Below are 12,434 nucleotides of genomic sequence, written 5' to 3' on the forward strand. Positions count from 1 at the left end.
CGTTCAAAATTATTCATTATTTAAATCATTAAGTTATATGATAATGGTTATTTTATGGACGCTTGCAATTTCCCGTAACTTCTCATCATTTCTGAATAAATGCATCGCTGAAGCGGGATAATCTGCTGTTTTTAGCAGCAGATTTCCCTACTTCTTTGCGATCTGCGTCGCATTTTAGAACATGATCGTCATGCGAAAAATGCCTGTTATTCGACCACGACGCGCCCATGCAGCGACTGTACCGGACGGTTATTATCGTGATGCATTGTCTGGGTGAATCTATCAAGCTGTTCTGCAGAAACCGTCAGGGGCTGCTTAAGCACAATCCAGGTGACGCCTTCTGAACACGGGGGGGTGGTCAGTGAACCGCTAAAGCGCCAGTACGTTTTATCTTTTGGCAGCAGTTTGTTCAGGTTGAGATCCTGTTTGATGGAGACGTTCTGCTCGGCCTGCTGAGGCATAACGCGCCACAGCTTTTCAAGCTCCGGGTTTGCGGCCCCTTTATCAAACATGACCGCCACTACCGTCAGTTCCCCACCGGCATTTTTATGAACCAGATGCATTTCCATCGCGTATCTCTTGCCATGTACGGTGTTTTCGCTCGGTGCGTGGAAATGGAACTGTTGTAACGTCCAGGTTTGCTTCTCAAGAGTAAGGGTATCGCGGGTGTTAGCCTGTTCACTTGCCTGAATGCTATGGCCATTGTTTGTCAGCGTAACAGGGCCATCAACGTAGTGGGTTTGTAGCGGTGAGAGATGGGCGTTAGCGGTCGAATCAATATTAATGGGAGACTGGTTCATTCCGCTTTGACAGGTCTTGTATGCCTCGTCCATCTCGCCCCAGTGTTGCGGTGAACCTTCCCCTTCGTAGCTCCAGTGTGATGCGAATGCTGAAGCCGAGATCATGCTCAGCGCCAGCAGCGCTGCCTTGCCTGTAACGTGTGTCATCATATTCTTCCGGTGAATTTTTGTAATACAAATCAACATGATTTGTATGGTTATTTTACCGAAAGAATGACCGGGAGAGAGAGGATTATCAGAGGGGGAGAGGCGTGGTCAGATGACCACGCCAGATTCTTATTTTTTACGGCCGGTGATGCGGCACCACTCTTCTTTTTCCACCACCGGGTCGAGGGCAAAGAGATCGGCGTAGGCTGCACACACGCTGTCGGCCTGGCTCGCCAGGATACCGGAAAGACCCAGCAGACCGCCCTCAACGGGCAACACGCTGATTAACGGAGCCAGCTCGCGCAGTGGGCCCGCCAGAATGTTTGCGACCACCACATCGGCTTTCATGGCTTCTGGCTGAGCATCCGGCAGATACAGCTCCAGACGATCGGAGACGCCGTTACGCTCGGCATTATCGCGGCTGGCCTGAATCGCCTGCGGATCGATATCGATCCCGATGGCTTTTGCCGCGCCCAGCTTCAGGGCTGCAATCGCGAGGATCCCGGATCCACAGCCGAAGTCGATCACCGTTTTACCGTCCAGATCCAGACCATCCAGCCACTGCAGGCACAGGGACGTGGTTGGGTGAGTGCCGGTACCAAACGCCAGACCCGGGTCGAGCATCACGTTGACTGCGCTTTCATCAGGGACATCGCGCCAGCTCGGGCAGATCCACAGACGTTTGCCGAACTGCATCGGGTGGAAGTTATCCATCCACTCGCGTTCCCAGTCTTTGTCTTCCAGCTGTTCGATTTTGTGCACGAAACCCGCGCCCAGCAGAGGATGATTCTCCAGAATCGCGACAACCTCTTTCATATCGGTTTCGGCATCAAAAAGGCCAATAACGTCGGTATCGCCCCACAGGCGGGTTTCGCCCGGCAGCGGCTCAAAGACCGGCGTGTCATGCGTGTCCTGGAAGGTGATGGAGACCGAGCCGGCCTCCATCAGCGCATCGCTCAGTTCCTCGGCGTTAGCGCCGGTTGTGTTCAGTTTTAGTTGGATCCACGGCATGGCAAAACTCTTTATTTATCAGTAGAAATCATAGCGGGCTGTGGGACGGGTTGACCGAAACGGTTCCCTACCACAAACGCCAGTAAACTTAGCAGTAACGAAGGCACAATTGGATGGAAGCCCAGGTACTGAATCTTAAACGTTGCGAGAACGGCGTAAAGCACGCCGCCGACAATCATAGCGCTCAGCGCACCGGCGGCATTCGCGCGCTCCCAGTAGAGCCCTAATACCAGCGGCCACAGGAATACCGCTTCAAGCCCACCAAATGCCAGCAGGTTCAGCCAGATGATCATCTCCGGCGGGCGCCACGCGGCGAGCATCATCAGAATGCCGAGCACCAGCGTGGTCCAGGTTGAGATGCGTTTCAGCTTCTGCTCATTATGCATTTTAGCCGGACGCGCGCTAAGCCACAGATCTTTGATGATGGTGGCGGAAGCCTGAAGCAGGTGCGCGTTAACGTTGGACATGATTGCCGCCATCGGTGCAGCAAGGAACAGCCCGGCGGCCCACGGCGGCAGAACCTGTACCATCAGCGTAGGGATCACCTGATCCGGCACGGTCAGGTGAGGTAATACGGCCCGACCCAGCGCCCCCGCCAGATGCATGCCCAGCATCAGAAGGGCGACAACGACGGTACCAATCACAATCCCGCGGTGAACGGCTTTGCTGTCTTTATAGGAGATACAGCGCACGGCGGTGTGCGGCAGACCGATAACCCCAAAGCAAACCAGCACCCAAAAGGAGGTCATAAACGCGGGCGTCAGGATATCGTCAGCACCATGAGGGCTGACCAGCTTCGGATCAATCTGTTCCAGCGTTTGCACCGCATTGTGTAACCCGCCAGCCGCGTAGATGACGCCAACCAGCAGCACCAGGGTGCCTATCAGCATCACCATACCCTGCATGGTGTCGTTCAGCACGCTGGCGCGGAAACCGCCAAACGCGGTGTACAGCGCAATCGTGATCCCGAAGATGAGCAACCCGGTCTCGTACTTGATACCCGCTGCCGTTTCCAGCAGGCGCGCGCCGCCAATAAACTGAACGGCAATGGCGCCAACGAAGGCGACAATCAGGCTGATACTGGCAATCCAGACCACCGCGCGGCTCTGATAACGCGCCTGCAGCATGTCGTTCAGCGTAATAGCGTTATAGCGACGGGCGAGAATGGCAAATTTTTTGCCCAGAATGCCCAGCGACAGCCAGATTGTGGGCACCTGAATCATGGCCAGCAATACCCAGCCCAGGCCGTATTTGTATGCGGCTCCCGGTCCGCCGATAAATGAACTGGCGCTCACGTAAGTGGCGGTCAGCGTCATCGCCAGCACAAACCCGCCCATGGAACGGCTGCCGAGGAAATATTCGCTCAGAAACGATCCGGTACTGCGTTTGCGCATGGCATAGAAAGAGAGACCAAATACCACGATCAAATAGACAACCAGTACGGTGATGATTTCAGTTTGCATCACTGTCCTCCAGCGGGAAATCGCGGAAGATAAAGCGCACCATCAGCCAGCTGAGCAAAATAAAAATCAGCGGTACCAGCAGACACGCCATTTCGAACCAGTGCGGCAGGCCGGTAATGCCAATCGCGGAGTCAGGTAAGTAAGCAGTTACTAACCATGCTGCGAGATAGAGAAGGGTCAGCCACAGCGCCCAGCGCGCTTCTTTATGGGCCTGAACAAAACGTTTGTCCATTTTTTGTCCCTTGTGGATGAAGAAAGCGGGGATTGTACATGATGAGGCTTTCTAGGCCCCAGAAATAAAAAAGGCCGGATAATCCGGCCTTTTAGCAACACAGGTCTCTTACTTCTCGTTCAGACCGAGTTTTTTCTCCAGATAGTGGATGTTAGTTCCACCATTCTGGAAGTGCTCGTCGCTCATGATACGCATCTGCAGATCGACGTTGGTTTTGATACCGTCGATGATCAGTTCCTGCAGGGCGTTTTTCATGCGGGCAATCGCCACGTCACGGTTTTCGCCATAGCAGATAAGCTTGCCGATCATTGAGTCATAGTACGGCGGTACGGTGTAACCGGCGTAGATATGAGACTCCCAGCGCACGCCAAAGCCACCCGGCGCGTGGAAACGCGTGATTTTACCCGGGCTTGGCAGGAAGGTGTTCGGGTCTTCGGCGTTAATACGGCACTCTACCGCATGGCCTTTCACCACAACTTCTTCCTGCTTGATGGACAGCGGCTGGCCTGCAGCGATACGCAGCTGTTCTTTGATCAGGTCAACGCCGGTGATCATTTCGGTAACCGGGTGTTCAACCTGAATACGGGTGTTCATTTCGATGAAATAGAACTCGCCGTTCTCGAACAGGAACTCAAAGGTACCTGCACCGCGATAGCCGATATCAACACACGCTTTGGAGCAACGCTCGCCGATGTAGCGACGCAGCTCTGGGGTAATGCCCGGTGCTGGTGCTTCTTCGACCACTTTCTGGTGACGACGCTGCATGGAGCAGTCACGTTCTGCCAGATAGATCGCGTTACCCTGACCGTCAGCCAGCACCTGAATTTCGATGTGGCGTGGGTTTTCCAGGTATTTTTCCATGTACACCATGTCATTGCTGAAAGCGGCTTTCGCTTCTGCTTTGGTCATGGAGATGGACTGAGCCAGTTCAGCATCGCTACGCACAACGCGCATACCGCGACCGCCGCCGCCGCCGGACGCCTTGATGATAACCGGGTAGCCAATGCGCTTAGCATGAGCACGGTTAGCATCCATGTCGTCGGTCAGAGGTCCGTCAGAGCCTGGTACGGTTGGAACACCGGCTTTTTTCATCGCAGTGATTGCAGACACTTTGTCGCCCATCAGGCGGATGGTGTCGGCTTTCGGGCCGATGAAGATGAAGCCAGAGCGTTCAACCTGCTCAGCAAAGTTGGCGTTCTCAGAGAGGAAGCCGTAACCCGGATGAATTGCCACCGCGCCGGTGATTTCAGCGGCGCTGATGATAGCCGGGATGTTCAGATAGCTTTTTACGGACGGAGCCGGGCCAATACAGACCGTCTCATCCGCCAGCAATACGTGTTTTAAATCGCGATCCGCGCTTGAGTGCACAGCGACGGTCTTGATGCCCAGTTCTTTACAGGCACGAAGAATACGCAGTGCGATCTCGCCGCGGTTGGCGATAACAATTTTATCCAGCATGTACGCCTCGTTACTCGATGACGACCAGCGGCTCGTCAAATTCAACCGGCTGACCACTTTCGACCAGAATCGCTTTCACAGTACCTGATTTGTCTGCTTCGATCTGGTTCATCATTTTCATCGCTTCAACGATGCACAGGGTATCGCCTACGTTGACTTTCTGACCCACTTCGATGAACGCCTTCGCGTCCGGGCTCGGGGTGCGGTAGAAAGTACCAACCATTGGGGAACGTACGATGTGACCACTGATTTCTGCTGCAGCGGCAGGTGCGGCTTCAGCTGCTGGCGCAACGGCTGCGGAGAGCGCAGGCTGCTGCACTGGCGCAGCATAAGCCTGCTGCATTACCGGGAAGCTAGCGGCTGGGGCTGCACGGCTGATGCGTACAGACTCTTCGCCTTCAGAAATTTCCAGTTCGGAGATGCCTGATTCTTCAACCAGCTCGATCAGTTTTTTAATCTTACGAATATCCATGAGTGGGTTCCGTACTCTTGTTTAGTGTGATTGTGACAAGCGTTTTACCGCTGTCTGTAAAGCGTATGAATAGCCGTCTGCGCCCAGTCCACAGATAACGCCAGCAGCGATATCCGACAGATACGAATGGTGACGAAACGGCTCTCGGGCGTGCACATTACTCAGGTGGATCTCGATAAACGGGATACTCACCGCGAGAAGTGCGTCGCGGATAGCAACACTGGTGTGCGTAAACGCGGCCGGATTGATCAGGATATAGTCCACATTGTCTTTAGCCTGATGAATACGGTCGATGAGTGCGTACTCCGCATTCGACTGAAAATGATCCAAATCCACATTCAGTGACGCTGCTTCCGTTCCCAGACGGTTAACAATTTCACTCAATGTTAGCGTGCCGTACTTCTCTGGCTCACGGGTACCGAGCATGTTCAGGTTCGGTCCGTTCAAAACTAAGATATGGAATTTATCAGTCATTATGCCGCTATCTCCTGCGATTTTCGGGTAAAAAACAAAATATACCTTCGAAACGCAAATGTCACCTTTTCAGAGGCTTAAAACCGCTGTCAGGCGAACCAAGGTCGCACATTATAACGATTTCGTAGCATTTAGCAGCTAAATACTGGTCTTATCAGGGAAGATTATCAACCGCTATCCGAAAAAGATTTGCGGTTGACGGGTAATCTGCGGGAAAACGCACAGTTTCGCGAACTATCGCAACCACTGGCGGAACTTCTTGTAACGCCATGCCAAAAGCGCCACGGCCGCCAGTGCATAAAGGATCGGCTGTGGCGAGAGGATCTTCACCGACCACAGGTAATGAATGGGGGCGAGGATCGCGACAAGATAGACGAAGTTATGCAGAAGCTGCCAGCGCCTGCCCAGTTTTCGCTGCGCATATTGCGTGGATGTCAGCGCTAACGCCAGTAAAACCACCCAGCTCACGATACCCAGCGTCAGATAAGGGCGTGTCACCAGTTCACGGCCAAGCAGCGCCAGATTGTTAATTCCCAGTTCCAGCAGGGCGTAGCTGGTGAGGTGCAGCGTCGCCCAGGCAAAACACCATAGCCCTAACAGGCGACGGGTGCGTATCAATAAGGGCTGTTTAGCGTAGCGCGCCAGCGGCGAGACGAGCAAGGTGGCCAGCAAAAATTTCAGAGCCATCCGACCGGTAAAATGCTGGATATCCTTTGCCGGGTCTGCGCTAAAGAGCCCCTGGCTGGCGGCCCAGAACAGCCATATAAAAGGAAGCAGCCCGGCCAGGTGCAGCAGCACTTTCAGCCAGGTAATCTGTTTTGCCGTTAAACGCACTCAGAAGTTCTCCCGTAAGTTGAGGCCACGGTAAAGCGAGGCCACTTCATCCGCATAGCCGTTAAACAGCAGCGTCGGCTGGCGCTTTACGTCCAGCGCACCGCCGGAACCGATAAACCGCTCGGTTGCCTGCGACCAGCGCGGATGATCCACGTGCGGGTTCACGTTGGCGAAGAAGCCGTATTCGTCCGGAGCCGCCAGATTCCAGGTGGTTGGCGGACGTTCGCGGGTAAGCTTAATGCTGACGATAGATTTAATCCCTTTGAAACCATATTTCCAGGGTACGGTTAAACGGATGGGGGCTCCGTTCTGCGGCGGAAGCGCTTTGCCATAAACGCCGACGGTCAGCAGGGTAAGGGGGTGCATGGCTTCGTCGAGACGTAACCCTTCCACATACGGATACTCAAGCCCGCCGCCGATAAACCTATCTTTCTGCCCGGGCATCTCGTCCGGCGCATAGCGCGTCTGGAAAGCGACATATTTTGCGTTGCTGGTGGGCTCAACCATCGCCAGCAGCTTATGCAGCGGGAAGCCGACCCAGGGCACCACCATCGACCACGCTTCCACGCAGCGCATGCGATAGATACGCTCTTCGAGCGGGAAACGGGTGGTGAGATCGTGGTGGTCCAGCGTCAGGGGTTTCGCCACTTCGCCATCAATCTTCAGCGTCCACGGATCGGTTTTGAGGCTCCCCGCGTTGGCGGCAGGATCGGCCTTATCGAGACCAAATTCGTAGAAGTTGTTGTAGCCGGTAACTTTATCTTCCGGCGTAAGCGTCAGCTTGTTTTGCCATTCGGCCGGTTTCGTAAAGGTTAGCGGGGCGCCGGATGGGGCCTTTGGCCGATCGTTGCCTTTAAACCAGTCGAGCAGGTCGGCGTGTGCCGCGGGAGAGAGCGTCAGGGCTGTGGCGCTGATGCCAAGCATTTTCAGGATCTGGCGGCGCTGTAACATAAAGACAGACTCAGACGTTACGTCGGCTTCCGTCAGTTTTCGGTTTTTCATGGCATCCTCCGTCATGCGTTTTTCTAAGCATGACGGAGGAGAGGGATTCGCGCGAATATGTCACGAAAATTTGAAGATTAGGCGATTTTCACCAGCGCGCGGCCGTGGAACTGGTTGTCCATGATCTTACTGGCGTATTCCGGCGCCTGGCTGAGGGTTATCTCCGTTGCGCTCTGGGTATAGAAAGATTCCGGCAGATCGCGCACCAGCCGTTCCCAGGCTTCATGACGACGGGCCGGCGGGGTCATCACGGAATCCACACCCTGCAGGCGTACGTTACGCAGAATAAATGGCATCACGGTGGTTGGCAGGGCAAATCCGCCCGCCAGACCGCAGGCTGCCACGCAGCCGCCGTAATTCATCTGCGCCAGGACTTTTGCCAGCACCTTATCACCGACGGTATCCACCGCCCCTGCCCAAACCTGTTTTTCCAGCGGACGGGTTTCGGCAAATTCGTCGCGGCTGAGAATGCGGCTGGCGCCGAGCTGGCGCAGATAATCATGGGTGCTTTCACGGCCGGAAACCGCAGCGACCTGATAGCCCAGCTTGTGGAGCAGCGTGACTGCCGTGCTGCCCACGCCGCCGCTGGCGCCGGTGACGACAATTTCCCCTGACTCAGGGCGGATACCCGCATCTTCCAGCGCCATCACGCACAGCATGGCGGTAAAGCCTGCCGTGCCGACGATCATTGCCTTGCGGCCATCCATGCCTTTCGGCACAGGCACCAGCCAGTCGCCCTTCACGCGCGCCTGCGTTGCCAGCCCGCCCCAGTGATTTTCACCCACGCCCCAGCCGGTGAGCAGCACATGCTGGCCTGGATGGAAGCGCGGATCCTCGCTGGTATGAACCCGGCCAGCGAAATCGATCCCCGGTACCATAGGGAAATTTCGGATGATTTTACCCTTACCGGTAATAGCCAGCGCATCTTTATAATTTAAACTGGACCAGTCGATGTCGACGGTTACGTCGCCTTCCGGCAGGCGACTCTCTTCAACCGCCTGCACTGAGGCAAGCGTTTTGCCGTCCTGCTGTTCTAAGATCAAAGCCTGCATACGGGGTCCTCACGACTCAGATGATTGGAAAATAATTTCTGAAGACTATACTCGCTCAGGGAAACGCAGTGCCGATTTAACGCAATAAATTGCCAGATACGCCCGATTTGGTAGTATGCCGCATTTGAAATGCAAGTTAGCGCTTACTCGCTACCCCATCAACCCACGGAGTAATCTCAAGGATGCGATTAACGACGAAGTTCTCAGCTTTTATCACCTTGCTGACGGGGCTTACCATTTTTGTCACGCTTCTGGGCTGTTCCCTGAGCTTTTACACCGCCATTCAGGACAAGCTGGTCAACCGGGTACAGTCTGTTGCCTCGGTGATTGATACGCGTCTGCTGACGACGCCGCTACCGGCGCTCTCCCGCGAGCTCGATGAGTTGATGGTACCTGTTGATATCGTTCAGATCGACATTCTGCAGGGAAAGCACCGTGTTTTAAGCCACGAACGGCCGGGAAGTTATCTGCCCGCGGGCGTGGTGAGCCAGTATCGGGACGTGACGGTGCACTCCCTTAAAAATCCAGGGATGACCATACACATGGTCTACCTCGATCCGATGGCCAGCTATTTTCGTTCCATGATGACCACCGCGCCGCTCACCGTCGCCGTTGCGTTTATCGTCCTGCTGATCTTTCTCGCGGTCCGCTGGCTGCGCCGCCAGCTCTCCGGTCAGGAGCTGCTGGAGATGCGCTCTGTTCGAATCCTTAACGGTGAACGCGGCCCGCAGGTGCGTGGCTCCGTCCACGAGTGGCCGTCGCGCGCCAGCAGCGCGCTGGATACCCTGCTCTCCGAAATCCAGTTTGCCAGCGACCAGCGCAGCCGTATGGATACGCTGATCCGCTCTTATGCGGCGCAGGATAATAAAACCGGCCTTAACAACCGTCTTTTCTTTGATAATCAGCTCGCCACGCTGCTCGACGATTCAGAAAAAGTGGGGACTCACGGGGTGGTGATGATGATTCGCCTGCCCGATTTCGATCTCCTGCGCGACACCTGGGGACAGCGGGTCGCGGAAGAAAACCTCTTTACGCTGATCAACCTGCTCTCCACCTTTATTATGCGCTACCCGGGCGCGCTGCTGGCCCGCTATCACCGCAGCGACTTTGCCGTGCTGTTGCCTCATCGTACGCTGAAGGAATCCGAAAGCATCGCCAGCCAGCTGCTGAAGGCGGTAGATGCGCTGCCGCAGAGCAAAATGCTCGACAGGGACGATATGGTCCACATGGGGATCTGCGCCTGGCGTGGCGGACAATCCACAGAGCAGGTGATGGAACATGCGGAAGCCGCTACCCGCAACGCCGTGCTGCAGGGGGCCAACGGGTGGGCGGTTTACGATGACTCGCTGCCGGAAAAAGGGCGCGGCAACGTGCGCTGGCGAACGCTGATTGAGCAAATGCTCAGCCGCGGCGGGCCACGTATTTATCAAAAACCCGCGGTCATGAAAAACGGCAACGTTCATCACCGTGAACTGATGTGTCGTATTTTTGACGGTACCGAAGAGGTCATCTCTGCGGAATATCTGCCGATGGTGCTGCAATTTGGCCTGTCCGAAGAGTATGACCGCCAGCAAATTACCCGGCTGATTCCGTTTTTATCCTTCTGGCCTGAAGAAAACCTGGCGTTACAGGTCACCGTGGAGTCGTTAATACGCCCACGTTTTCAGCGCTGGCTACGTGATACGTTAATGCAATGCGAAAAATCGCAACGTAAACACATTATTTTTGAACTTGCTGAGGCCGATGTAGGTCAACACATCAGCCGGTTACGTCCGGTGGTACGTTTGATCAATGCGCTCGGTGCACGTATCGCTGTGACGCAGGCAGGTTTAACGCTGGTCAGCACCAACTGGATCAAGGAGCTGGATGTGGAGTTATTAAAGCTACATCCGGGGCTGGTAAGGAATATTGAGAAGCGTACGGAAAACCAGCTGCTGGTACAGAGTCTGGTCGAAGCGTGCAAGGGTACGCGAACACAAGTATTTGCCACGGGCGTGCGCTCCAGAAGCGAATGGCAGATGTTAACAGCGCGCGGCGTGATGGGCGGTCAGGGGGATTTTTTTGCTGCCTCTCAACCGCTTGACACCAACGTGAAAAAATATTTGCAAAGATACTCTGTTTGACCTGCCGTTTACGCTGTTTTCACGTAGAATATCGCGCCTGTAGCTTTGAGTATGTCGAGCAAAAAGCCAGTGAACGACCTGTAACGGGTTACAAACGTCAGTGGGGAACGCTACTGTTTACTCAGCCCTGAGGGAGTCAGGGGATGATTTTGTAACATCAGGAAACGTACTGCACAAATTTTCACCGTTGCAGATGATTTTTGCGCCTTGTCGCTGCTGCGTGTGGTTGGTAAAGTAAGCGGATTTTGTTTTCCGCCCCAGCTTTCAGGATTATCCCTTAGTATGTTGAAAAAATTTCGTGGCATGTTTTCCAATGACCTGTCCATTGACCTGGGTACCGCGAATACCCTTATTTATGTAAAAGGACAAGGCATCGTATTGAATGAGCCTTCCGTTGTGGCCATTCGTCAGGATCGTGCAGGCTCGCCGAAAAGCGTGGCTGCAGTGGGTCATGACGCGAAGCAGATGCTGGGTCGTACCCCTGGCAACATCGCCGCCATTCGCCCAATGAAAGACGGCGTTATCGCCGACTTCTTCGTGACTGAAAAAATGCTTCAGCACTTCATCAAGCAGGTTCACAGCAACAGCTTCATGCGTCCAAGCCCGCGTGTTCTGGTGTGTGTGCCGGTTGGCGCAACCCAGGTAGAGCGTCGCGCAATCCGTGAATCTGCCCAGGGTGCAGGGGCACGTGAAGTGTTCCTGATTGAAGAGCCAATGGCTGCGGCCATCGGTGCGGGCCTGCCTGTTTCCGAAGCTACCGGTTCTATGGTGGTGGATATCGGTGGTGGTACCACTGAAGTGGCCGTTATCTCTCTGAACGGCGTGGTGTACTCCTCTTCCGTACGTATCGGTGGTGACCGCTTCGATGAAGCCATCATTAATTATGTGCGCCGTAACTACGGCTCTCTGATCGGTGAAGCCACCGCAGAGCGTATCAAACACGAAATCGGCTCTGCGTATCCGGGCGATGAAGTGCGTGAGATCGAAGTGCGTGGCCGTAACCTGGCGGAAGGTGTTCCACGCGGTTTCACCCTGAACTCCAACGAAATTCTGGAAGCTCTGCAGGAACCACTGACGGGCATCGTGAGCGCGGTAATGGTTGCACTGGAACAGTGCCCACCAGAGCTGGCGTCCGATATCTCCGAGCGCGGTATGGTTCTGACCGGTGGTGGTGCGCTGCTGCGTAACCTCGACCGCCTGTTAATGGAAGAGACAGGTATTCCTGTCGTAGTTGCAGAAGATCCACTGACTTGCGTCGCCCGTGGTGGTGGCAAGGCGCTGGAAATGATCGACATGCACGGCGGCGATTTGTTCAGCGAAGAGTAGTCGAGTTTGAGAGGGTAGCAATTTGCTACCCTTTCTCTCT

The 12,434-nt window shown here is 54.8% G+C and carries 12 protein-coding genes; 2 read left to right on the forward strand and 10 right to left on the reverse strand.

Going from position 1 to position 12,434, the window contains the following annotated elements; genetic code table 11:
- Positions 1-206 precede the first annotated feature (206 nt).
- From P346_RS11660 to acuI, 10 genes are all read right to left on the reverse strand, one after another.
- Positions 207-947, reverse strand: a complete 741-nt coding sequence (locus tag P346_RS11660) for a carbonic anhydrase (protein ID WP_032659649.1) — start codon at positions 945-947, stop codon at positions 207-209.
- A 129-nt stretch (positions 948-1,076) separates the two neighbouring features.
- Positions 1,077-1,958 carry a 50S ribosomal protein L11 methyltransferase gene (prmA, locus tag P346_RS11655; protein ID WP_032659651.1) on the reverse strand — a complete coding sequence of 294 codons (882 nt, stop codon included), beginning with the start codon at positions 1,956-1,958 and terminating at the stop codon, positions 1,077-1,079.
- A gap of 11 nt (positions 1,959-1,969) precedes the next feature.
- Positions 1,970-3,421 (reverse strand): sodium/pantothenate symporter, encoded by a 1,452-nt coding sequence (gene panF / locus P346_RS11650; RefSeq protein WP_032659652.1) that lies wholly within the window; start codon positions 3,419-3,421, stop codon positions 1,970-1,972.
- Positions 3,411-3,653, reverse strand: a complete 243-nt coding sequence (locus P346_RS11645; RefSeq protein ID WP_032659654.1) for a YhdT family protein — start codon at positions 3,651-3,653, stop codon at positions 3,411-3,413. The genes panF and P346_RS11645 overlap by 11 nt, the downstream gene beginning before the upstream one ends.
- Before the next feature lie 108 nt (positions 3,654-3,761).
- Positions 3,762-5,111 carry an acetyl-CoA carboxylase biotin carboxylase subunit gene (accC, locus tag P346_RS11640; protein WP_023333644.1) on the reverse strand — a complete coding sequence of 450 codons (1,350 nt, stop codon included), beginning with the start codon at positions 5,109-5,111 and terminating at the stop codon, positions 3,762-3,764.
- A 10-nt stretch (positions 5,112-5,121) separates the two neighbouring features.
- A complete protein-coding gene (gene accB / locus P346_RS11635; protein ID WP_010436174.1) occupies positions 5,122-5,583 on the reverse strand; it encodes an acetyl-CoA carboxylase biotin carboxyl carrier protein in 462 nt (153 codons plus the stop codon).
- A 21-nt stretch (positions 5,584-5,604) separates the two neighbouring features.
- Positions 5,605-6,057, reverse strand: coding sequence for a type II 3-dehydroquinate dehydratase (aroQ, locus tag P346_RS11630; protein ID WP_023309405.1), 453 nt, complete (start codon positions 6,055-6,057; stop codon positions 5,605-5,607).
- Between the two features lie 234 nt (positions 6,058-6,291).
- On the reverse strand, positions 6,292-6,891 hold the full coding sequence (msrQ, locus tag P346_RS11625; protein WP_032659655.1) for a protein-methionine-sulfoxide reductase heme-binding subunit MsrQ: 600 nt from the start codon (positions 6,889-6,891) through the stop codon (positions 6,292-6,294).
- Positions 6,892-7,893 carry a protein-methionine-sulfoxide reductase catalytic subunit MsrP gene (msrP, locus tag P346_RS11620; protein ID WP_032659657.1) on the reverse strand — a complete coding sequence of 334 codons (1,002 nt, stop codon included), beginning with the start codon at positions 7,891-7,893 and terminating at the stop codon, positions 6,892-6,894.
- A 77-nt stretch (positions 7,894-7,970) separates the two neighbouring features.
- Positions 7,971-8,945: an acrylyl-CoA reductase (NADPH) gene (gene acuI / locus P346_RS11615; RefSeq protein WP_032659658.1), complete on the reverse strand. Its 975-nt coding sequence runs from the start codon at positions 8,943-8,945 to the stop codon at positions 7,971-7,973.
- A gap of 182 nt (positions 8,946-9,127) precedes the next feature.
- Between acuI and csrD the strand changes: the two genes are divergently transcribed.
- Entirely contained in the window at positions 9,128-11,068 is a 1,941-nt protein-coding gene (csrD, locus tag P346_RS11610) for an RNase E specificity factor CsrD (protein WP_032659660.1), read from the forward strand.
- Between the two features lie 282 nt (positions 11,069-11,350).
- On the forward strand, positions 11,351-12,394 hold the full coding sequence (gene mreB, locus P346_RS11605) for a rod shape-determining protein MreB (protein WP_000913396.1): 1,044 nt from the start codon (positions 11,351-11,353) through the stop codon (positions 12,392-12,394).
- Positions 12,395-12,434 lie beyond the last annotated feature (40 nt).

Source organism: Enterobacter sp. DC1 (assembly GCF_000568075.1).
Taxonomy (GTDB): Bacteria; Pseudomonadota; Gammaproteobacteria; order Enterobacterales; family Enterobacteriaceae; genus Enterobacter; species Enterobacter asburiae.